At 66.5% G+C, this 24,389-nt stretch carries 11 protein-coding genes; 5 read left to right on the forward strand and 6 right to left on the reverse strand.

Annotation, left to right across the window (positions count from 1 at the left end; genetic code table 11):
• Positions 1 to 92 precede the first annotated feature (92 nt).
• The gene (locus tag ACVWY6_RS03390) at positions 93 to 1,901 is read left to right on the forward strand and encodes a hypothetical protein (RefSeq protein WP_457536167.1); all 1,809 of its coding nucleotides are present in this window, start codon (positions 93 to 95) and stop codon (positions 1,899 to 1,901) included.
• Positions 1,898 to 3,265, forward strand: coding sequence for a CHAT domain-containing protein (locus ACVWY6_RS03395; RefSeq protein WP_457536872.1), 1,368 nt, complete (start codon positions 1,898 to 1,900; stop codon positions 3,263 to 3,265). Before ACVWY6_RS03390 ends, ACVWY6_RS03395 begins: the two co-directional genes overlap by 4 nt.
• Before the next feature lie 18 nt (positions 3,266 to 3,283).
• Here ACVWY6_RS03395 and ACVWY6_RS03400 read toward each other — a convergent pair whose 3' ends face one another.
• Positions 3,284 to 4,123: a hypothetical protein gene (locus tag ACVWY6_RS03400; protein WP_457536168.1), complete on the reverse strand. Its 840-nt coding sequence runs from the start codon at positions 4,121 to 4,123 to the stop codon at positions 3,284 to 3,286.
• 95 nt (positions 4,124 to 4,218) lie between these two features.
• Here ACVWY6_RS03400 and ACVWY6_RS03405 point away from each other — a divergent pair, with 95 nt between their 5' ends.
• Together ACVWY6_RS03405 and ACVWY6_RS03410 are read left to right on the forward strand one after the other, a co-directional pair.
• On the forward strand, positions 4,219 to 5,556 hold the full coding sequence (locus ACVWY6_RS03405; protein ID WP_457536170.1) for a hypothetical protein: 1,338 nt from the start codon (positions 4,219 to 4,221) through the stop codon (positions 5,554 to 5,556).
• A 10-nt stretch (positions 5,557 to 5,566) separates the two neighbouring features.
• Entirely contained in the window at positions 5,567 to 6,700 is a 1,134-nt protein-coding gene (locus ACVWY6_RS03410) for a hypothetical protein (RefSeq protein ID WP_457536171.1), read from the forward strand.
• 14 nt (positions 6,701 to 6,714) lie between these two features.
• Here the strand turns inward: ACVWY6_RS03410 and ACVWY6_RS03415 are convergent, their stop codons facing one another.
• From ACVWY6_RS03415 to ACVWY6_RS03435, 5 genes are all read right to left on the reverse strand, one after another.
• Positions 6,715 to 7,512, reverse strand: a complete 798-nt coding sequence (locus ACVWY6_RS03415) for an ABC transporter permease (protein WP_030164726.1) — start codon at positions 7,510 to 7,512, stop codon at positions 6,715 to 6,717.
• Positions 7,513 to 7,583: 71 nt separating this feature from the next.
• Positions 7,584 to 8,654 (reverse strand): ATP-binding cassette domain-containing protein, encoded by a 1,071-nt coding sequence (locus tag ACVWY6_RS03420; RefSeq protein ID WP_457536173.1) that lies wholly within the window; start codon positions 8,652 to 8,654, stop codon positions 7,584 to 7,586.
• Positions 8,647 to 8,907, reverse strand: a complete 261-nt coding sequence (locus ACVWY6_RS03425; RefSeq protein WP_457536175.1) for an MbtH family protein — start codon at positions 8,905 to 8,907, stop codon at positions 8,647 to 8,649. Before ACVWY6_RS03425 ends, ACVWY6_RS03420 begins: the two co-directional genes overlap by 8 nt.
• Positions 8,888 to 22,681 (reverse strand): amino acid adenylation domain-containing protein, encoded by a 13,794-nt coding sequence (locus tag ACVWY6_RS03430; RefSeq protein WP_457536176.1) that lies wholly within the window; start codon positions 22,679 to 22,681, stop codon positions 8,888 to 8,890. Before ACVWY6_RS03430 ends, ACVWY6_RS03425 begins: the two co-directional genes overlap by 20 nt.
• A 280-nt stretch (positions 22,682 to 22,961) precedes the next feature.
• Complete coding sequence (locus ACVWY6_RS03435) at positions 22,962 to 23,552, reverse strand: TetR/AcrR family transcriptional regulator (protein ID WP_457536177.1); 591 nt, start codon at positions 23,550 to 23,552, stop codon at positions 22,962 to 22,964.
• Positions 23,553 to 23,641: 89 nt separating this feature from the next.
• Between ACVWY6_RS03435 and ACVWY6_RS03440 the strand changes: the two genes are divergently transcribed.
• The gene (locus ACVWY6_RS03440; protein WP_457536179.1) at positions 23,642 to 24,388 is read left to right on the forward strand and encodes an SDR family NAD(P)-dependent oxidoreductase; all 747 of its coding nucleotides are present in this window, start codon (positions 23,642 to 23,644) and stop codon (positions 24,386 to 24,388) included.
• The last annotated feature ends 1 nt before the right edge of the window (position 24,389 follow it).

The raw sequence follows: 24,389 nt of genomic DNA on the forward strand, positions 1-24,389 counted from the left end.
GAGCGGCGGACGTGCATCGCACGTCCGCCGCTTTCGTGTGGGGTGCCAGTGTAATCGGTTGCCCGCTGGTCCGCGATCAATATGATGCAGCCATGTCGGTGGCCGGTGATCTCGAGCGTGCGCGCAACCTCGCCTGTGCCGACGACCACGCTGCCGCCCGCGATCTGTTGCTGTCGCTGATGCCGAAGATCGAACAGCTCGACCGAGACGATTTGATGCTCGAAGTGTTCGCCCAGCTCGGAACGATCTACCTGACCCGCGGCGCTCACGACGGGGTCGTGGAATGTGTCCGCAGGATTCGCGATTGCGTCGGTATCTATTCGGAGATCCTCGCCGGGAAGATGCCCGAGGCCGCGGCGCAGGTGACGATGTCACTCGACGACATCACCCGGATGGTCGGCCGTTATACCGGGCGCGCGGATGTCCTCGACATCGGCCTGGCGTCAGCTCGCGGTGACCACGACGAAGCGGCGCGGCGGGTTGCGCATCTCACCGGCAACGCCGTGGGCGAGCCCGATTCGGACCCCGACCACGGGTTCCATGTGGCACACGCACGCATCCTGTGCGCGATCGCGCTCGGTGATGTGGACGAGCACGTGGCTGCCGCGCCCCTGTGGGAACTCGGTCTCGAAGAGTTGGTCATCGTGCGACGAACCGCGTCGGAACCCGGCCCGCCCCCGCCGTCCGATGCCTGGAGCCGGCCGGGCTCGGTAGGTGCCGACCGGCTTGCGGTGGACGCTGGGATCGGCTACGGCAGATTCTGTGTGCAGACCGGACGGCTCGAGGAGGCCGGCTCGCATCTTCGTCGTGCGGGTGCGCTTGCGTCGCAACGCGGCTGGCCTCTGGCATCGGCGCGCAGCGAACTCGAACGTGCGGCTCTCGCCTGGGCTCGGTCCGACCATGCGGACACCGAACGCCTGGCCCAGGCGGCGTACCCGGTGTTGGCCACGTATGCGGTCGCCCATGACGTCTCCAGATGCTGGTTGTACCTGGGGCTCACCCGGATGGCCGCGGGCGAACTGCAGGCAGCCGACCACTGCTGGGAACAGGCGCAGCGGCACTGGGACGAATTGGGTATACCCCTGCATCGTCACCGGATTTTGATGCAGCGCAGTTGGATACCGGTGTTCCGTGGACAATTCGACCGCGCCCGGGAGATGGTCGGGCAGGCCCGGATGCTCCTGGACGCGACCCCCCATGCGACCTGGCTGCACCACGCCCGCCTCGATGACCTCATGGGATCGATATGGCGAGCAGAGGCTCTCGCCGACATGGGTTTCGACGGCATCGGTGATCCGCTCGCCGACTGGAATTCGGTGGAGACGCGGGTTGCGATGTCGGAGGGCATCACCACGGCGGCCGACGGGTCGCCCGGCCATCTCTCGGCCCAGCCCAAATTCGAACAAGCCGCCGCGCTGAAGATACCCGCGGCGCTTGCGGTCGACAGTGTGCGGCATTCGATGCCCGACGCCGAGGCCCGTTCGCGCTGGGCCCAGTCGGTCTCGGCCCCGGTGATGGCCGGCGCCTTCGCTGTCGCGTGGGAATGGGACAACACCTCATTGGTCGCCGAGATGATCGAATACGTCAGTGCCCGGGGAACATTCGGCCTCGACCCGAGAGTGTCCGATGCTGTCGGCGGTGAGTGGGCACTGACCGCGACGGGGGCCACACCGTTGCACTCCGTCGCTGATTCCGACGCCGGCATCGACGAAAACCGTGCGGTGGCTGCCGGGGCCACGACCACTGCGGTCACCGGCGGTTTGACCCGGCTGGGTCCGTTGCCCCCGCTGCAGATGGACCGCGGTGCCGGCGCGATCCTGGCGGAGTATCGACGGCTGGCCGCCGAACGCTACGGACGCACGGTCACGAGCGACGAGCCGATGTGGCCCACGTGGAGATGACCAGCGCGCCACCAACAAGATTGGTCCTGCGGTTTGCCGACGTGGGAGTTGCGACATACGCCAGCCTGCGGGTGGTGGGCGAGCCCGCACGCACCGTCACCTGGGTGGTGGAGGAGCCGTTTGTGGTGGCCGCGATCGAGCAGGTGGCCGATGCACTGCCCTCGCCGCGCGACGGCGAGACGATGGTGGATGCCCTTCGGCGGTCACTCCTGTCGGGCCCATTTGCCGATCCGTCGACCGAGTTGCGTGCGTCGTACCATCTCGGGCTGCTGTTGCTCTCACAACAGGCATGGTCTCTCTTGCTCGAATGTGTGGCGGCCGTTCGCCCGGTTCTGCATCTCACTCCCACGGCGCGGCTGGCACAGATCCCGTTCGCCCTGCTCGCGTTGCCATCGGTATATCCCACCGCCGACCAGTTGGTGCGTGCCAAGGCCGGGGCTGTGTTGGCCACCGGGGAGGTGCTTGCCCGACTGCCCTGGAAGGCAGACGATCTCACCGCGTACACCGAGGGTTATCGGTTGATGGAACTGGTGGATCTCGTGATGTCGCCCCCGGCGAACATCGTCAACGCCCCGAGACGCCCGGCGCGCTGGGAGGAGCGCCGCACCTCACCTCCGGTTCTCATCCTCGATCCCCGCGTGCCTGGGCAGACACCTTCCTCACCTCTCGGTTCGGTGTTGGGCAGGCCGTCGCCGGACAGCCTGGTGTCAGGACACTTCGCCGGCGCACTGGCGCGCCATACCGTGTATCCGCCGGTATCGGACACGGTGGAGTTGTTCCGGCGCCGCGACACGGACCGGAACTGGTTGTCGGTTGTGTTGCAGGACAAGCCGAGCAGGATGCTGTTCGTCGGTCATGCCAGTGCGGCCTCGAGCGAGGTGGGCTACGCCGAGCGGTCGGCGTTGCACCTGTCGTGTACAGCTCTGCACCCCGGACTGGCGGATCCGGTGGGCAGCCATCGACCGTGGACGGCCGCCGACCTCCTCGCCGATACCGGGCGCTGGCCGATGCCTCCGCGAGTGGCCCTGGTGGCGTGTGCATCGGGCACCGATCACCGTTTCGACGAGCCGAACGGTTTGGTCGCGGCCATGATCCTGGCCGGATCGGAGCTGGTGACGGCGACGTTGTGGTCGTTGCCGACAACGGCCGGATATCGAAGCCTCGCCGACGGCGTTACCGACATCGATCCCATGGGGGAGTTGATCGCAGCTGTGGACAGCGCCCACGAGAGCGATGACCCGGTGGTGGTACTCGGTCGGTGGCAGCGTGCGCAGATGAGACGCTGGCGATCGGGGGATGTCACTGCGCACCCGGTGTTCTGGGCATCCGTGGTCACCTTCGCAGTGCCCGATCGCGGAGCGTGAGGTCGGTGCTGCGCCGGCTCAACTGCGGGGGACACAGACCGCGACATGGGAGGAATCAGTGGAGCGGTAGTAGGTGTCGATGATGCTGCCGGGCTCGACCTTCGCCACGGAAGTGGCCGGGATGAACGTCACCTCGTGTGCGGGGAACTGGCCACCTTCGGGACGGTTGACGATCACGTCGAGCTCGACCTGACGGTAGTCCTCGCACACCCGGCCGGTCGGCTTCATGGCTGTCACCACCGCATGTGACTTGACGCCCCGCCGGATGAGGTCGAGTTTGTCCGCCGTGGTCAACCCCTTCCGGATCAGCATGGTGTCAAAAGCCGCTCGCGCTGCGGTCATGTCGTCGGCCAGGATGACTTCGGACGGTCGCTCCGGGTCGAATCGGACGGCGAGCACCACACCCGGCCACAGGGTGGCTCGTGAGGCCTCTGCATCGAATCCGTGATGATTCAGATGTCCCCGAAAGTGCTGTCCGGACACCGTTTCGACGTCGACGATGATCGTGGGTGCCGCTTCCCTGTGGTCAACCCAGGCCCTGTCGCCAACCCGAGCCTTGTCACCGACCGGCGACGCTTCCTCGACGGCATGGACTGTTGCGATGCCGATACCCGGTTCGTCCAGAGGCACGGACTTCGGCTCGTGGTGGGAGCAACGGCTCATGCGGGACGACGGACGCATCTCGCCGACCGACACCAGAGCCGCGCCGGCGAGGGCAACGGCCCCGACCGAGAACACTGCGGCGCTCGGCAGGAGGAATGCAACGGTCGCGATCAGCGCGACCGTCGCGCACGACGCCAAGGTCGCCAGTGCAGGAGTCGAGATCGGACCAATTACGGGGCGGGGTGCTTGTTTCATGGATCAAGGGTCACTGCAGGTGCCGGCTACCGAACCCAACTTCTCGAGCCACGCGGCTCTGGTCGAGCGCACAGTGCCTCGTCTAGCATCACCTGGTGACTACCGGGTACGACGTGGCGACGGAGGTCGCCCTCGCCCGCCCGCGTCGGGCGGTCATCGACGAGGCCTGGCGCCGGCTCGGACCCGGTGTGGAGGTGCTCAGCGGCAGCGACGGTGGCCCGCTGCGCCGGACCGTGAAACGTATTCTCGATCCGCTGGTGCTGCGGCTTCGTGCGAATCCTCAGTTCTCGGCGGCGATCCTCGCCCCCGATGTGGCGCGCGACCTACATGACGTGATCATCGCTCACGGCGATCAATTGCTCTGCACCGCACAGTGGTTCGAGGTGCTCAAGAAGAGTCGCAGGCGGCTGCGCATCACCACCGGTAACGCGCAGGAACTCTATTTCCCGGTCTCGTACGAGCTGGCCGTCACCCGCGGTGCGCCGACGGGGGACGTGGAGGCTGTCGCCGATGCCGTTCTCCGTGACGTCCACTCGGATCGGGACCGTACCGCGACCGCAGCTCTGGACAAGCATCTGGCTGCGTCCCAGACCATCTCGACCCTCACTCGACAACTCGAGAGGAGCTGGCGCGACGTGCGTCCCGGTGGGGCGATCACCGGGCCGTTCCTGTCGGGATTGAGCACCGTACTGGCGGAGACGGGCGACCATCGGGCGCGGGCGGCACGGCAACGGGTGTGGACGGCCCTGGTCGCCGACGACACGCCGTTCAATCTGGGGGCGGGTGCACGGGTCGATCCTGCCGCGTTGCCCTGGCGGCTGGTGGACCTCGGTCTGACATCTACTGAGCCGCAACGACGTCCGCATCTGACGGAGAGGTCCTCCGGGGAGCGGCCGCTCGACCGGGCCGTGGTGGACCGTGTCCGCGCCACACTGCGTCGAGCGCTCGACCGCGAGGAACTCCCCGACATCCCGCTGTTGTGTGCCGAAGAGGTGGACCGTGCGTGTTCCCCCTGGGGTCTGCTGGCAGAGGACATCCAGGCAACTCTTGTCGCCGGCATCGAGGTGGCTGTGGAATTGATGCCGCTGGACGAAAGACACAGCGCCCGATACGGATTGGCAGCGCTGATCCAGGCCCGGCTGCGCAAGGAGGCCTACGTGTTGCACGCCCGCCGGTGCCTTGCCGCGGGCGCCCCCGTTCATCCTCGTCAGCAGCGGGTCGTCGACGACCTACGCGCGTTTCGCCGCCCGTATCTAGGCCGGCTGTGGGCCCGGCTGCACGGTCGTGATGTGTGGCAGGAATCCTGCGACGATGTCGAGGACATCCGATCACTGCTCGATGGGGTCGCCCGGTCGGCGAGTCTGGACCAGCGGCAGCGGATCAAGGCCATGCTCGCGAACGTGAGCGGGTCCGAGATCGAGGTGGCCGGGTGAGGGTCGTGCCATGAGAATCGGAGTCGAGTCGGGGCTGTGGACCACCGGCGATGTGGAGCGTGCACTACCGCTGGTGACGGTGCTCGAGGTGAGCGGCGCGGTGATGTCCTGGACGCTCGACGAGCAGAGCACGCCGCAGATCGAGTTCACCGATGCATCGCGTGCCGACTGGCTGTGGCGAGTGGTCGGTGAACGCGGCCATGTCGCGGTCGCGGCGGTCACCGACGGCCCGACCGATTCTGCGATGGCGATCGAACTCGACGGCATCGACGTGGACACAGAGGCCGTCGAGATCCCCCGACGACTCGCCTTGGGACATTGGCTGCGCAGATGGTGGCCCGCCGGTGTGGGCGATGGCATCCCGGCTCTCGACCTGCCTCTGCTCGACGCGGAGATCGCGATTCTCACCTCCGCTGCGGAGAGCTTCTTCACCGACGACACCATCGATTCCGGTGTCGCCGAACTGCTCTCGCCACACGCCGCCGCGCTCACCGAACATGTGCGTTCAGGCGATCCACGTGTGGTCGAGCTGGTGCGTCGATGCGTGGATCTGGTGGAGGAGGCGGGCATCGGCGATTCGGTCCACCGATCCGAATGGGCTGAGCTCTCGGCTCTCACTGCGCACATGGACGCACTCGATACGCCCCCACGAGGACGTCAAGATGATTACGCCCTGGCAGCGGGAAGTGGTTCGGCGCCTCGAACCGACGCGATCGCCGCCGGCACCGACACGATTCGCTGGGGTGGTGTGCCTGCGGGAATCTTCGATGCTGCCGAAGACACCGTCGACTGGTACGTGCGAGCCGACCCGGCTGTCACCGTGATCGTCGCGGCGGCGGTGGTACCGGGCGCCGACCCGGCGGGCATCGATGTGTCGGTGCGCGCCGCCGGTGTCAGCGGCTCGGCGGTCCTGGGATCAGACGGCCGGGCACATGTCCCGTTGGTGGACACCGACGGCGAGCCGATGAACGACGACCGGGCGTGGTCCCACGACTGGGCGTCCACGTCGGTCACGGTCGGGGTCCCCGTCGAGGAGACACGTGAAACCAGGGACCGGGTGCGAGCATTCGCGCGCCGACGGCTCGGTGTGCCAGGGCCGGACGCGTTCCTGGCGGAGATCCTGGCCGCGGAGGCCGACTACTGACAGTCGTTCACCGGTCAGCGGCTGGCGACGGTCCGGTAGCGCCACAGCGACAGCGGGACGAACACCAGCAGGATTGCCAGCGAGGTGATCAGTGAGTATCCGACGGCATGGTCGGCCACCCAGCCGGTGGCCTGCGGGAAGTCCGGGGGCGCGGAGTTGCCCAGCAGATCACGAGCTGCCGTGGCCACCGCGGTGATCGGGTTCCATTCGGCGATCGCCTTGAGTGGTCCGGGCAGGCTCTGAGCCGAGATGAACGCACTCGACAAGAACGTCGCCGGGAACATCCACACGAAGCCGACGCTCTGCGCCACCTCGACGTTGCGGGCCATCAATCCGGTGAAGGCGCCCACCCACGACATGGCGAAGGCGAGCAGAAGGATCAGGCCGAGCGCGAGCAGGGCATCGGCGAAGCTGCCGCGGATACGCCAACCGATGACCAGTCCGGTGATGGCCATCACGGCAACACTGACGATGCTGACCACGAGATCGGAGAGGGTTCGGCCGAGGACCACCGCCAGCGACCACATGGGCAGGGTCCGTAGCCGATCGACCAAGCCCGACTGCAGATCGCCTGCCAGTCCGACGGTGGTGAAGGCCGAGTTGAAAACGACTGTCTGGGTGAAGATGCCGGCCATCAGGAACTCACGATAGGACGCCCCGCCCAGCGTTGCACCGAAGACGTACGCGAAGAGGAACACGAACATGAACGGCTGAACGGTCGCGGAGACCAGCAGGGTCGGGACGCGGCGGATGGTGAGCAGGTTGCGTCCGGCCATCACCGAGCTGTCGGAGAAGAGTCCGCCACCGGACATCGTCGGTGTGGATTTCGAGGAGGCGGCACGCGGTGCGCCGGTCCTGGCGGATCGGGCCTCGGTGGTCGCGGTCATGCGGCGTTCTCCTCGGGATCGGGCGTGGGATTGGACGTGAGGGAAAGGAACACGTCGTCGAGCGTCGGTGCTTCCACGGAGAAGTCGTGCACCGCGACACCGGCCTCGGACAGCGCCTGGATGATCGTTGCGGCGCTGGCAGTTCCGTCGCTCACGGCAACCTGCCACTCGGTGGAGTGTGCGGTTCCGTGCGGTTCTGAGGACCCGTGCTGGGACAAGACGCGGTGCACCAGATCCCGGTCGATGTCGAGCCCGACCTCCACGGTCAGCAACGTCGACTGGCTCGCGGCCTTCAGCTCGGCGGCCGAGCCCATCGCAACCACTTCGCCGTGATCGATGACGGTGATGGTGTCTGCCAGTGCGTCGGCTTCTTCCAGGTACTGGGTCGTCAGGAGCACCGTGGTGCCGCCGCGCACGAGCTGATTGATCAGAGCCCACATCTCGCGGCGTCCGCGCGGGTCGAGTCCGGTGGTCGGCTCGTCCAGGATCACCACACCGGGCTGCGCGATCAGGGCACCGGCCAGGTCGAGACGGCGGCGCATGCCACCGGAGTAGGTGCGCGCCGGGCGGTCGCGCGCCGACTCGAGGCGGAAGTCGTTGATCAGTTCGTCGGCACGGGTGCCGGCTGCACGTTTGGTCATCCCGTAGAGACGCGCGACCATCCGGAGGTTCTCCCAGCCGGTGAGGTTGCCGTCGACGGCCGCGTACTGACCCGATACGCCGATGCTGCGGCGCACCTGCGCCGGATGCGCGAGCGCGTCGATGCCGAGTACGTGCGCCGTGCCCGCGTCCGGCTTGAGCAGGGTGGAGATGATGCGCACGGTGGTGGTCTTGCCCGCGCCGTTGGGGCCGAGCAGCGCGTGCACGGTTCCTCGACGCACCTTCAGATCCACACCGCCGAGTGCCTGATGGGATGCGCCGCGGCCGAAGCGGCTCCCGAATGTCTTGAACAGGCCCGAGACCTCGATGGCGAACTCGGACCCGTCACCCACCGTGTTGTCGGGCGCCTCACCGTCGGGCCCCTCGTTCACCGGGTGGTCGAGATGCGTCTGCGTCTCCTCACCCATTGATCCACCACTCGCCGTCGCGAGCCGAAGCGGCGACGGCCTTGCGTTCAGGCATGGATCGCGTCAAGCTCGCCGGCGCGATGTCGCGCCAGTTCTGCTCGACGAACTGCAGGCAGTCCTCGCGTCCGGACGGCCCGTGCTGCGAGGTCCACCCGCCCGGGACGGGAGCGAAATCGGGCCACAGCGAATGCTGCCCCTCGTGATTGACCAGGACGCGGAAAGTACCCCGCTCGTCATCGAATGGATTGATCATCTTTGGTCCTTTCATCAAGTGTTGCAAGGTGATCGCCGAGTGCCCCGGCGACTGGATGGACATGATCACCGTCGAGTAGCTGGCTGTGCCGGCAGTAGGCGACGGTGTGCCCGATGTCCCCGGTGACGTGGTGACGCCAGTCATCGACAGCGGGCCGTCCGGGTGGTGGGTCCTCGGACGCGGTGACGAACAGGGCTGCGCCGTCGTACACCCGCGGTGTCCACTCGCGGGCCACCGCAGTGGCAGCGACGTAGGCGTCGTACAACGACTCGAGATCCGTGACCGACAGATGCGCCAACGGGCCCTCGGAAGCGCGGATGATCTCGGTCGCCTCGTCGATGCCGATGTCGCCGCCCACATCACCGGTCAGCTCACCGTCACCGAAGCCGAACTCCGTCAGCAACTCTCCGACCGACGGAGTCACATCGAGCTCGGGACGGCCGGGGATCACATACGAATCGAGCAGCATCAGCGTCCCGACCTGGTGGCCTTGCTCCCGTAGTTGCACCGCCATCTCATGCGCGATGGAACCGCCCAGCGACCAGCCGATCAGGTGATACGGACCCTCGGGTTGCACGGCCCGGACCTGCTGCAGGTAGTACGCAGCGAGGTCGGGCACCGACCGAAGTCGGGGACCGCCCGACAGCGCCGGGTTCTGCAGTCCGTACAAGGGCCGGTCGGAATCGAGATGCGGCAGCAGAGCGGTGTAGCTCCACGCGACACCGAGCGCCGGATGCACCGCGAAGAGTGGAGCCCGGGTTCCCTGCGCCCGCAGACCGATCAGCGGAGCCAGCGCCGGGTCGATACCCGCCGCGGCCCCGGTGTCAGCGGGATCGCTGTCGGCGGCCTGCTCGTCGATCCGTGCCGCGAGCTCCTCCGGGGACGAGTCGCTGAACATCCAGCCGACCGGAACCGCGATACCGGCCTCGTCGCGGAGCGTCGCGATCACCTTGGTGGCCAGGAGCGAGTTGCCGCCGAGATCGAAGAACCCGTCGACAGCGCTGACCGATTCGACGTCGAGGGCCTTGGCGAAGGCTTGCGCCACAATGGTTTCCGTTCCCGGCGCCGGTTCGCGTCCGGGCTCGGACGAGAACTCGGGCTTGGGGAGCGCGTTCTTGTCGAGTTTGCCCACCGGTGTCAGAGGCATCGCGTCGATGACCGTGATCGCCGACGGCACCATGTGACGAGGCAACTTCTGGGCCAGCTTGTCGCGGAGAGCGGCGGTGTCGATGTCCGCACCGTCATGGGCCACCACATAACTGAGCAGCCGTGCGTATTTGCCCGCTTCCTCACCGGTGTCCACGATGGTCACCGAATGCTGTACCTGCTCGAGGCCGGACAAGACGGCGTCGATCTCACCGAGCTCGATACGGAACCCGCGCACCTGAACCTGATCGTCACTGCGGCCGACGTATTGCAGTGTGCGGGTTGCCGTCCAGCGCACCACGTCGCCGGTGCGGTACATCCGTTCGCCACCGACACCGGTCGGGTTGGCAACGAAGCGGGCCGCTGTGAGGTCGGGGCGCCCGAAATAGCCTCGGGTCACCTGATCCCCGATGAGGTAGAGCTCACCGGCCACCCCCACCGGGGTGGGGTGCAGGCGGGAGTCGAGCACAAGCGCCCGGACGCCGCGGTTGGGCGCCCCGATCGTGATCGGGGTGTCAGGCGCCATCGGTTCACTGCTGGTGGTGATGATGGTGGTCTCGGTGGGGCCGTACACATTCAGCATCAACCGGTCAGCGGACCACCGGCGGACGAGATCGCTGCCGAATGCCTCGCCACCCACCGCGATGGTGCGCAGTCCGCGGACCCGCCGGTGATCCAGACTGGCCAGCGCCGCGGGCGTGATGAAGGCGTGGGTGACCGCGCCGAGCTCGAGGAAGTCGGCGAGCTGATCGCCACCGAAGACATCGGTCGGGCTGACCACCAGCGCGGAGCGCCCCGAGATGGCCAGCAACATCTCGAGGATCGATGCGTCGAAACTCGGCGATGCGAAATGCAGTACCCGCGAGGCCGATTCGGGCGACATCTTCGCCTTCAGCTCGTCGTGCACCGCCGCCAGACCTCGATGGGGCACCATTACACCCTTGGGCCTGCCGGTGGAACCGGAGGTGTAGATGATGTACGCCAGCTGATCGTGCCGCGTACCGTGCCCGACCTCGGCTGGGGTGAGGGGCAGTGCCGACATCGAGACGGTCGCCCCCTGCACCGCGGAGTCGTCGAGAACGAACCAGTCCACCGCAGGTGGCATCGACTGTGCGTACTGCTCGATGGTGATACCCACGCGCACCCGGCTGTCGGCGAGCATGTGCTCGATGCGGCCTGCCGGGTACGTGGGATCAACGGGCAGGAATGCCGCGCCGGTCTTGCTGATGGCGATGGTCGCGATGATCGCGTCCACCGACCGCGGAATGGCCATGGCCACCAACGAATCCGGGCCGAGTCCGCGTCGTAGCAACAGCCTGGCCAGTTTGTTCGATCGGGTGTCGACCTGCCGGTAGCTCACACTCGTGTGCGCGTCGATCAACGCGGTGCCGTCGGGATTGTCGTTGACCGCCGCGGTGAACAGCTCCACCAGTGATCTCGGCTTCGGGGCGGGCAGACCGCGCACCGGGGCCAGGGTGGCCTCCTCGACGAAATCAGTGACCGGCGTGTCGCCGACGGGCATCGTCGGTGAGTCGGTGACCGCCCGGAGAACACGGATCAATCGGGCCGAGATGGCCTCGGCGGTCCGCTGGTCGTAGCGCGCCCGTGCGTAGGTCATCTTGATCCGCGCCTGACCTTCGGCGCCGGGGTTGATACCGGTGACGGTGAACTGCAGGTCGAACTTCACCGACTCCGTGTCGACCTCGGTGACCTGGGCCAGAAGTCCGGCGCCGGCATCGAGGTTTCCGCCGAGGCTGGTCTCGGACCAGTCGTGAACCGACAGAGCGACCTGGAAGAGGGGATGACGTCCGGGCACCCGCTGAGGGTTGACGGCGCTGACGACATCGTCGAACGGTACGTCGACGTGTGCGAGTGCTTCGAGATCGCTCTCGCGGATCGACGACAACAGCTCGGTGAACGACGCCGCGGGATCGAGTGTGCTGCGCAGTGCGAGGGTGTTGACGAACATGCCTACGACTCTTTGCAACTCGGGCTCGAACCGGCCGGCCACGGGGGTGCCGATCAGTACATCGGACCCCGAACCCATGCGGTACATCAGAACCGCGAGCGCGGCGTGCATCAGCATGAACGGGCTGACACCTTCTCGGCGTGCGAGTTCGGCGATGGCGCCGCGCAGATCATCGTCGATGGTCAGCACCGTGTGTCCGCCACTGTGTGCGGCGGCGCCGTCTTGGGCCTTGGTTGTCTCTTCCTGCGACGGGATCGTGGAATCGATGGGGGCATCGGCGAGTACACCCCTCCAGTAGTCGATCTGCCGGGCCGCGGCGCTGCCTGGATCGTCGGGTGAACCCACGGTGGTGTGTTGCCACAGGGTGTGGTCGATGTAGCTGACAGGCAACGGGTCGAACTGCGGTGTCTCGCCCGAGCTGCGCGCGCGGTAGGCGAGCATCAGATCGCCGAGCAGCGTCGGCAACGACCAACCGTCCGCGGCGATGTGGTGCAGCACCACCACCAGCGTGTGGCTCAGGGGCCCGGTACGTAGCAATCGGACGCGGATGGGCGGCTGGTTCGACAGGTCGAAACCCTGTGCAGCGGTGGTCAAGACCAGGCTTTTCAGGTCTGCGATGTCATGATTCTCCACCAGCAGCCGGTGACCGATCACCTTCGCGGCGTCGGGCTCGGGCACCTGGGTGGCCTCCCCGTCGATCTCGGGGAACAGCGTCCGCAGACTCTCGTGCCGCTCGACCAGGTCGATCAACGCCGAATGCAGTGCGTCGACGGACAATTCGCCGTGGAACTCCACCGCGAAGGGCACGTTGTACGCCGCCGACTCCGGATCGGTGCGGGAGAGGAACCACAGGCGCCGCTGCGCCAGTGACAGCGGTGCCGACGTGGCGTGGTCGCGGTGGCTCAGCGTCGCTCGCTCACCTCGGTCCGCAGCCACGTCTCCAGTGGCGGCAAACCCGGCGAGGTCGGAGACCGTCGGATGGTCGAAGACCATCCTCACCGGCAGTTCGGTACCCAATGCCCGGTTGATCCGGCTGATCAACTGGGTGGCGGTCAGCGAGGTACCGCCGAGTTCGAAGAAGTCGTCGTCTGCACCGATCTGGTCGGCCGGTACGCCGAGCACCTCGGCGAACAACGTGGCGAGGGCCTCTTGGGCATTGCCCGCCACGGGGCGGCGCTCGGTGTCGGTTCCGCCGACCACGGGTTCGGGGAGGGCAGCGCTGTTCAGTTTTCCGTTGGCGGTCAACGGGATCGAGTCGATCGGTGTGATCGAAGCAGGCACCTGATGGCGCGGCAGTCGGGCCTGCAGGTGGCGCCTCACGTCGTCGAGATCCACCTCGCCGTCGACGGGGACGACATAACTCGCCAGCGTGGCACCCTCCCCGCGACCGCGCACCACCGTCACCGCGAAGCGGATGTCGGGTCGTGCGGTGAGTGCGGTGTTGATCTCACCGAGCTCGATCCGGAACCCGCGGAGCTTGACCTGGTTGTCACTGCGTGAGAGGTAGGTGATCACGCCGTCTGGACTCACTGTCACCACATCGCCTGTGCGGTAAAGCAATCCGCCCGGTTCGCCGTAGGGGTTCGCGACGAACCGCGTGGCTGTCAGACCCGCACGCCGGACGTATCCGCGTGCGAGACCCGCCCCGCTGAGATACAGCTCGCCGGGTACACCCGCCGGCACCGGCCGGAGGGCAGCATCGAGGACCACTGCGCCCTCACCACGGACGGGCGTGCCGATCGGAATGGGTCCGCTCGGCAGAGGCCGGCTGTCGTCGCCGTTGATCGTGGCCATCACGGACACGACAGTGGTCTCGGTGGGGCCGTAGGCATTGAGGAACGTACGTCCGGGGGCCCAGGTACGGACGAGGTCGGGACCGCATGCCTCGCCGCCCACAGCCAGCGTGCGGAGGTCAGGCAGATCTGTGCTCGGAACGGTGGCGAGGGCCGCGGGTGTGATGAACGCGTGGGTGATGCGCTGCGACCGCAGGAACTGCTCGAGTTCGGACCCTCCATAGATTCGTGGGGCGATGACCATGGTGGCACCGGCCGAGACGGCCAGCAGCAGTTCGAGCATCGAGGCATCGAAGCTCGGTGACGCGAAATGCAGCGTGCGCGAATCGCTGTCGACCCCGTACCGCTCACGTTGTTCGGCCGCCAGCGGTGCCAGACCACGGTGGGTGACCGCCACGCCCTTGGGCACTCCTGTGGAGCCCGACGTGTAGATCACGTACGCGATGTTGTCCGGCTGGGCCCACCTGTGACGGGTGAGTCGACGACCACTCATGGTGTTCACGGCTGCACCGAGCTGGCCGTCCAGGCTGACCCACCGGACGCCGACGGGAAGATCATGCGCGGTCGCCTGATCGGTCAGGCCGACGACGGCTTTGCTGTCGGTCACCATGTGTTCGATGCGCTCAGCCGGATAGCCCGGGTCCACCGGCAAGAAAGCTGCGCCGGTCTTGGTGATCGCCCACATCGCGGCCACCGAGGTGGCACCCCGCTGCAGGGCGATGGGAACGATGTCCTCGGGGCCGATCTCCAGGCTGAGAAGGTAGCGGGCCCAACGGTTCGACCACTCGTCGAGTTCCCGGTAGGTGAGCACCTGGCGACCGTCGTCGGTCAGGGTGCCCGGACCGGCTTCCGAGGCCGGCCACTGGCCCGCGTCGAAGACGAGCGCCGGCGCGTCCGGGTTGCGGCTCACGGCATCGGCGAGCAGATCGGGCAACAGGGTCTGCTGGTCCGACCAGGCATTGCCCGCCTCGTCGGTTCCCGCGGCGACACCCTCGGGCCACTCGTTCTCGGTCAGCACATCGAGGTCGCCGATGGTGATCTCGGGGTCTGCGACCACGCTCTCGAGAACGCGGACGAAGCGCTGCGCCATGGCTTCGATGACGGCTGCGGGATATTTGTCCCGCGCGTAGGTCAGCCGCATCATGTGCCCGGTGACCCGGAGCTCCAGATCGAAACGCGTTCCCGCGGTGTCGATCTCTGTGACGTCGGCGATCAGCTCCCCGAGCTGGAGGGCAGGGCCGGATTCGTCGGCGAACGCCAGGGCGACCCGGACGAGGGGATCCTGCTGGCGGCGGTCGTCCGCGACCGCGGTGGCCAGTTGGTCATAGGGAACGTCGGCGTGCGAGAACGCGTCGATGTCGGTGTCGCGAACGCGGTCGATGAGCTCGGTGAACTGCGCACCGGACGTCACCGGTGTGCGCAGCACAACGGTGTTCACGAACATGCCGACCAGGTCGGCGAGATCGGGGTGGTCGCGTCCGGCGACCGGGCTACCGATCACCACATCGGAATCGGCGCCCTCGAGATGGACGTCGGAGTGGGTGCTCAGGCGGTGGAGTAGCGCGGCAAACGCGCTGTGCATCACCATGAACAGGCTTGCGTCACGCGAGCGTGCGACGCTGGACAGTCCGTCCAGGACCTCAGGGGCGATCTGGAAGTCGACCGTTCCACTGCCGTGTTCGCCGGTGTCGGTGTGAGCGAGAATCGACTCCCGGCTCACCCCTGACAGGGTGTCGCGCCACCAGCTCAGCAAACCGCTGATCCGGCTGCTCGGATCCTGGTCGTCCCCGAGTGCAGCCCGCTGCCACTCGGCGAAGTCACGGAAACGAACGGGCAGCGGGGCCAGGTCGGGTGTTCGCCCGGCGCACCGCGCTTCGTATGCGACGGCGAGATCGGTTGCGAGTGGACGCAACGACCAGCCATCGGCGGCGATGTGATGGATCACCATCGTCAGCACGTGGGTGTCGACATCCGTGCGGACGAGTTCGGCCCTGATCGGCGGCGAGGTGCGCAGATCGAATCCTTCGACGCCCAATGCTGTTTGCCGCTCGGCCAGTTGATCGCCTACCGATTCAGAAACCGGTAACTCGAACCGCGGGGCTTCGAGCACCTCGACCTGTGGCCTGCCGTCGTCCTCGGGATAGATGGTGCGCAGCGGTTCATGGCGGGCGACCACGTCGGTGAGTGCGAGTTCGAGCGCCGCCACATTCAGGACGCCGCGCAAGGTGACGGCGAAGGCGATGTTGTACGCGCCGGATTCGGGTTCGAGTCGATTGAGGAACCAGAGTCGTGAGGCAGCGAGCGCGGGAACGGAGTCACGCCCGAACGCCGGACGTTCACGGGCCACGAGTTCGGGCAGAGGTGCGGTCGCGTCGTCGCCGGGCTCTGCTGCACAGGCCCGGGCGAGGCGCGCGGTGGTGGGGTTGTCGAAGAGGGTGCGGACCGGGACGCGGCGTCCCAGCAAGGCCTCGAGACGCGCCACCACCTGAGTGGCCATCAGCGAGTTGCCGCCCATCTCGAAGAAGTCTTCGCTGCGGCCGATGGTGGCGACATCGCGGCCGGTCACCTGCGCGAACATGGCGGCGATCTGCTGCTCGCGGAGGCCGCGCGGTTCGCCGCCGTTGTCTGTCGGGCTGTCCGCGGAACGCGACGGTTCGGGAAGCGCCCGGTAGTCGATCTTCCCGCTGGGGGTCACCGGCAGGCGATCGATCACCATGATGGAACGCGGCACCATATGACCCGGGAGTTGAGCTGACAACCGTTCTCGCAGCGAATCGGCCTGCAACGTGTGGGCGGTCACCGGGCTGACGTACGACACCAATTCCGTGGTGCCGTCGCGGCCCGGCCGGGCGACCGTGACGGCCTCGGCCACCAGGTCGTCACGAATGAGGGCTGCATCGATCTCACCGAGCTCGATCCGGAAGCCACGCACCTTGACCTGGCTATCGGCACGCCCGAGGAACTCCAGTTCACCGGCCGATGTCCATCGCACGAGGTCGCCGGTGCGGTACATGCGGTCGCCGTCGCGCCCGAATGGGTTGGCCAGGAACGATTCCGACGTGCGCCGTACCCGTCGGTGGTATCCGCGCGCCAGGTGTCCGCCTGCGAGATACAACTCGCCAACGGCGCCGGTCGGTACCGGCTGAAGCCGTTCGTCCAGGACCAGCAGATCCATGCCCCGTACCGGCCCGCCGATGCTCAAGGTCTCATCGGGTGCGATCGGGTCGGTGATGGTGGCAGCAACGGTGGCTTCGGTGGGGCCGTAGGCGTTGAACAACCGACGACCACGGGCCCATCGAGAGATGACCTCGGGGTTGGGGTGCTCGCCACCGACGATCACCGTGGACAGGGAAGGCAGGGCGTCCGATTCCATGGTTGCCAGCACCGACGGCGTGACGAACGCGTGCGTGACCGACTGGTCGGCGAGTACGTCCTGGAGTTCGTTGCCGCCGAGAACATGTGGCGGAGCGATCACCATGGTCGCGGCTCCGCCGACCGCCATCAGGACCTCGAGGACCGAGGCGTCGAAGCTCGGCGATGCGAAATGCAGTGTGACGCTGTCGGTCTCGACACCGAACCGCTGCACCTGTTCGGACGTGAAGTCGACCAGGCCGTGATGGCTGACCACCACACCCTTCGGCACACCGGTGGTCCCGGAGGTGTAGATGAGATACGCGGGGTTGTCCAGTGTCAGTGGGCCGACCCGGTGGTGTGACCGGACCGGGTTGTCCGGGGCTGCACGAAGTTGCTCGAGCAGTTCGGGGTGGTCGACCGCCATCGCAGGGGTTCCAGGGGGCGCCACCGGCGAGTTCCGCACGGTGAGGCACAGTTTCGCCCCGGAATCAGCCAGGATGTGGTCGATGCGCTCGGCCGGATACCGCGGATCCACCGGCACCCAGGCAGCGCCTGTCTTGGCGGTGGCCCACAGCGCGATGATCCATTCGAGCGAACGGGGGACCGCAATGGCCACGAAGTCCTCCGGGCCGATGCCCTCCGCGATGAGGAGGTGCGCGAGGGCGTCCGAGCGAGTGTCGAGTTCGACATAGGTGAGCTCGCGGCCGGCTTCGCGGACCGCGACCGCGTCGGGATTCACCGAGACCGCCTCGGCGAGGATGTCCGGCAGCACCCGCGCGCGGCGTGGGGTGGGACCGGTGGCCGGTACAAGCGCCATCTCCTCCGCGCGACCGAGGATGTTGATGTCGCCGATCGGCCGGGTGGGGTCGGCGAGCACGCCGCGGGCGACCTGCTGCAGTCGTTTGCCCAGTGTGCGGATGGTCGCGTGGTCGAACAGTTCTGCGGCGTAATCGATCTCGACATCGAGGCCGGCCGGCTCGCCGTCCGCCGTGTACTGCTCGGTGACGGTGAACTGGAGGTCGAACTTGGTGACCCCGGCGCTGATCGGTGCAGCCGACACGGTGAGACCCGGCAGTTCGAGGGAGATGTCGGTGTTCTCGTTGAGAGCAATACTCACCTGGAACAGCGGATGTGCTGGATTCGAACGGTCGGGGTTGACTGCCTGCACCACCTGTTCGAACGGGGCGTCGGCGTGTGCCAGCGCATCGACCGTGATGGCCTGCAGGCGCGATACGAGATCGCCGAAGCTGTCCGACTTGCTGATCGATGCGCGCAGTACGACGGTGTTGACGAACATGCCGACCAGCTGGTCGAGGGCGTCGTCGCCGCGGCCACCCACCGGTGTGCCCACCGCGACGTCGTCGTCGTTGGCCATCCGACGCAGCAACGTCGCGACCAATGCGTGGACAACGGTGAACAGCGTCTGCTCGCCCGGCGCCTGTGCGGCAGCGAGCAGTCCGCGATGCACGTCGGCATCGAGTTCGACGGTGTGGCCACCGGCGCGCATGGTTGGGTTCGCCGGCCGCGGCCGGTCCGTCGGCAGATCGGTCTGCGCCGGCATGTCGGCGAGTGTGAGAGACCAGTAACGAAGTTGCGCCGCAATGGAATCGGGGCTGCTGTCATCGGCCAGTTGCTCGGCCTGCCAGATGCTGAAGTCGCTGTACTGCACGGGCAGCGGCTGCCAGGCGGGCTGGTGACCGGTCGAGCGGGCGGTGTAGGCGATCGACAGGTCGCCCGCGAGCGGGGCAAGTGAGAGTCCGTCGGCCGCGATGTGGTGCAGGACGACGACCAGCACGTGTTCGGTGTCGGACATGCGCAGAAGCCGCGCACGGATCGGGACCTGCTGACCGAGGTCGAAGCCCTCACCGGCCAGCTCACGGCTCACGCGTTCGACATCCGGTCGGCTGACGTCGGTCTCGGCGAGGTCGAGGTCCACCTCGTCCACCGGCAGAACGCGCTGGAACGGCCCGTCGTCGTCGAGTGGGAACACCGTCCGCAACACCTGCTGACGTTCGGCGACATCGACCAGTGCCTGGGCCAGTGCGTCGTGGTCGAGCGTGCCACGAAGGGTCAGGCGGAATGGGATGTTGTATGCGCCGGATTCGGGATCTGACCGGTTGATGAACCACACCCGCTGCTGAGCCGCCGACAGTGGGATCCGGGTGTCGTTCGTGGTGACCGCCTTGATGGTGGTGACGGCTCGATCGGGTCGGATCAGTGACTCGTCGACGCCCATGTCGCGCAGCGCCTCGGCCAGATCTGAGGGGGTGGGCGCCGCGAACAAGGTCTTGATGCCGATGCGTCGGCCGGCCAGCGCGGTCAACCGGGCGACGATCTTGGTGGCGAGCAGTGAATTGCCCCCGAGATCGAAGAATGATGCCTCGGCGCTGACGGTCTCTCGTCCGAGTATGCCCGAAAACAGTTGACACAGTGCGAGTTCGAGGTCGTCGCGAGGGGCGACCGTCGTGTCCTCGGTGGGGGTGAACACCGGATCCGGCAACGCTCGACTGTCGAGCTTGCCGTTCGACGTGGTGGGGATCTGGGCGAGTTCCACGATCACCGACGGGATCATGAACTCGGGCAATGTCCTTCGGAGTGCGCGGCGGATGTCGACCGTGTCGGGGGATGCCCCGCCCGACGGCGTGATGTAGCCGACGAGCATGGGATCGCCTGTGCCCGGGTCCACGCGGACGACCACCACGGCCTCGCCGACGCCTCCAGCGCCGGTCAGCGCTGCCTGGACCTCGCCGAGTTCGATGCGCTGGCCACGGATCTTCACCTGGAAGTCGCTGCGCCCGATGTAGTCGAGAGTGCCGTTCGCACGCCACCGGACGAGGTCGCCGGTGCGGTACATCCGTCGACCCGGCTGATGGGGATCGGCCACAAACCGATCGGCCGTCAGGTCCGGTCGTCCGACGTAGCCACGGGCCAATTGTGTTCCGGCCAAGTACAGTTCGCCGACCGCGCCGACAGGCTGGGGGCGAAGCTGCTGGTCGAGAACATATACCGCTGTGTTCCACACCGGGCGTCCGATCGGCACGGAGGCGCCGGTGCTCGAGGCACTGTCGTTCTCGAAGGTGACGTCGACGGCGGCTTCGGTGGGACCATAGAGATTGTTGACCGGAGCATTGCTGACGCGGCGGAACCGCACAGCAGTCGCCGTGGCGAGGGCCTCGCCACTGGTGAAGACCAGCCGCAGGTTGTCGAGCCCATCGCGACCTTCTGCGGTCTGCGGATCGGACTCGAATGCGGAGACGAAGGCCGCGAGCATCGACGGGACGAAGTGAGCGACCGTCACGGCATGCACCGACATGACGTCGCGCAAGTACCACGGATCCCGGTGTCCGTCAGGGGTGGGCACGATGAGATGCGCGCCTGCCGCCAGAGGCCAGAAGAACTCCCACACCGATACGTCGAAGGTGGCCGGGGTTTTCTGGATGACACGGTCGTTCTGGTCGATGTGATACTCGTGCTGCATCCACTGCAGCCGGTTTGTGATCGCTCGATGACTGACCGTGACGCCCTTGGGTTTACCGGTTGAGCCCGAGGTGAAGATCACATACGCAGGGTGCTCCGGCCGCAAGGGTGCGCGGCGGTCGGCGTCGGTGATCGCCCGGTGGTCGACGTCCGAGGTGTCGTCGAGGCCGACGTCGAGAACGGTCGCGGTGGTCTCGGGAGCCTGCTGATCGGTGGCGACCAGCACGATCGACGGAGCGGCCGTACCCAGGATGTGCTCGATGCGGTCGGCAGGGTCGTCTGGATTGATCGGCAGATATGCGGCGCCCGATTTGATGACCGCATGGATGGCGACCACTTGTTCGACGCTGCGGGGCAACGTCACCGCCACCACCGACTCAGGCCCCGCACCCTCCGCGATCAGACGTCGTGCGAGGCGGTTCGTATGCCGCGCCAGGTCTGCGTACGTGAGTGGGTGCGTGGCGTTCCCGGCCGACTGAAGGGCGGGTCGGTCGGCGTGGTGTTCGGCTGCTGCATCCAGGAGTTCCGTCAGCGTCTGCGCCGGCAATTCCCGGTAGGTGTCGTTCCAGACGTGCAGAAGCTGTCTGCGCTCGTCGGCGGGCACGGTGCTGACCTGCGCGATGGTGCGGTCGAGGTCGCCGCGGACGATGTCGGTGAGCAGGGCCTCGATACGCCGGTGGTGATCACGGACCTCGTCGGGCGAGTACCGATTGGGATTCGCTTCGAGGTCGAGCATGATGTGCTGATTGCCGAAGTTCTCGTAGACGTTGAACGACAGATCTTCGACAGGTCCGGTGGACAGCAGGTGCACCTCACCGCTGACCGATCCGAAGTCGATGTGGCTGAAGAACAGCATCACGTTGACCATCGGCCCGTAGAAGTCCCGCTCGGTGCCGGTGTCGCCGAGCAGCTCCCGGTTGATGTCCTCGTGGCGGAAGCGCTGGTGCTTGAGGCCGTGCTTGATGTGCAGGTTCGCCTGGGCGAAGAGTTCACGGATCGTCATGGACGGGTCGGTGGGGACCTCGATGGGCAGGACGTTGGACGTCATCCCGGCGCTCACGCGCAGCATGTCCGAGGTGCGAGCGGCCACGGGGAGACTGATGACGGTCTCATTCCGGCCGGTCAGTCCGGAAAGGTACAGGGCGACAATGGCAGTGATCGCAGAGGCCGGCCGCACACCACAGGCCTTGGCCGCGGCACGCAGGTCTGCCGCGAGTTCCTCGCTGAGCTCAGAGGAGGCGATGGTGGCGGTGAGGGCGGCGGTCAGGTCATCGGTCTCGGCGCCACGCCGCAGCACCTCGCTGCGGGTGAGTGACGCGCGCGCGGTCGCCGCGACGTCAGGGTCGATGTTGTCGAGCTGGTCTTTCCAGTACTGGCGGTCGGTCTCGAACCGCTCTGACGCGCGGTACTCGCGATCCATCTCGGAGATGTGCAGCATCGAGGCGGAGGTTGGGGGTGTGTAGTCGCGTCCCTCGACGATCGCACCGTAGTGCGCGGCGACGGCGGTGAGCATGAACATTGCGCCGTAGCCGTCGAAGGCTAGGTGATGGCCCCAGCAGTACCAGATCACATGCTCGTCGGCGAGTTGGAGTACGTAGGTCTCGAGCAGGTGGTCGGTGACCAGATCCACCGGTTTGAGCCGGTGGGTCTTCATCCAATTCAGAGCTGCGGCATGGGGATCGGCATCGTCGCGGAGATCGACGTAGCCGAGTTCGACCTCCCGGTCCCGATCGACGGTCAGCACCGGCTCGTCGTCGGTCTCGATCACGCGCAACAGCGCCGACTCGGTGTCTCGGGCGGTCTTGTGTACGGCGTCGGCCAGGACATCGAGGTCGACAGGCCCGCGCAGTTCGACGTATGCCGAGACCGACAGCGGAACCTCGGAATCGAACTGATGGGCGTACCAGATCCCGCGCTGAGCGGCAGTCATCGGGAATGACGGTTGTGTAGGGGCCTCTGGTGCCGGCCTGTCCTCGCTGCCCAAGGTGAACTCTGGGACGACCAGATTCTGATCGATGCCGATGGTTTCAGGCATGCTTGTACCGCTAAAGGCTCGCTTCACAACGCCCCTCCCGTAACTTGGTCGCTCGTTGTGCAGTGTCTTGCCTAGTTGTTCGGTACTGACGCTGCATCAGATTGGTCAGACTGACTATTTTCTTCGCCCCGGTGGCGTCTGGCCTGGTGACAGCCCTATCGCTGTTCGGAAATACTTTGTTACAGGGGCGGTTACGCGCTCGGCGAGCTAGTTACCCACGGTCGCAACGCAATAAACGAGAGCGTTCACCACATGGACACCGGGGGTTTGCACACAGCTGTTATCGAATGATCTTCGCGGTCACGATTGCCGTTAGCACATCTATGATTTCGTCGGGTTCGGACTCCGATTGGGTGCCGGCTTCGGTGCGCCGTTCGTAGTCGGCGATCAACGCGAACATCGCCGTGGCGACGGCTGCGACCCGCCGAGTGCGGGCTGCGCGATCGGCATCGATCGATTTGGTCAGTCGTTCAAGTACTTTCGGCCACTCCGTGTCATGGCGTTGCAGCGTTTCATCCGGCCAGGCCGTTCGGATGACTTCGAGAAAGCGTGCGTAGTGGGTGCCCTTCATCTGGAGGATGGGCAGGACAAGGACGCTGATCAAGTCGCGGATGCTGGGTTCTTTGTTCTGTGCCGCAAGCTCTTTCAGCATTTGCGATCGCACGAGTTCCATGGGCCCGAGACGTCGGGCGACGATGGCGGCGATCAATCCCTCGCGGTTCCCGAAGTGATACTGCACGGCGGAGTTGTTGCGATGCCCGGCTTCGATCGCGATGTCCCGGAGGGGGACCTCGTAGCCGCGGGTGGCGATCAATCTCTCGGCTGCGTCGAGCAATTCTCGCTTGCCGCGGTCGGTTCCGGTGTCCGTCACTGTGGCCCCTCCCGTCCCATTGCGCCGAGTCGGCCCGAATGAAGTTCGTAAGCCACATCACCGTTAAGCGGCCATGCTTATATTGAACGATGATTACTGACCCGCTGCACAAGAAAGTGGTCTTTGTCACTGGCGCCTCGTCTGGTCTGGGATCCGCTGTGGTCGAACTGTTTTCTGCGCGCGGCGCAGAGGTGTTCGGCTTCGCGCGCGATGCCGACCGCCTGACGGAAGTGTTCGAGGGCGTGCCGGACGGCCGATTTCAGATCGGCGACCTTGTCGATGCGCAGCAGTGCCGGAGTGCGATCGAGGCCTGTGTGGATCGGTTCGGCAGGATCGACGCACTCGTGAACGTCGCGGGCGCACACACCATGCGTCACACCACGGAGGTGACCGACAACGATTGGCAGCGCGATCTCGCTGTCAATCTGAGTGGTCCTTTTCACCTGATCCAGGCGGCATTGCCTCAGCTGATCGAGAACCGGGGGAGCATCGTCAACGTCTCGTCGGTGGCGGGGGTCCAGGGCCAGGCGTACTCAGCTGGCTACTGCGCGGCCAAACACGGTCTCGTCGGCCTCACCCGAGCACTCGCCGTGGAGTACGCCCACACAGGGCTGCGGGTCAATGCGGTGTGCCCGGGAGGGATGTTGACCCCTCAGGTGACAAACTTCGCGCCGCCCTCGAGCGCCGACTTCGACCTGGTGATGCGAGCGGCGTCACCGCGAGGATTCGCCGACACCGCGGACGTCGCGAAATTGATCGCGTTCCTCGCCAGCGATGACGCCGCAGCCGTGCACGGTGCGGTCTACGCGGCCGACAACGGTCGGTCCGCGGACTGAC

This window comes from Williamsia sp. R60 (assembly GCF_054063855.1).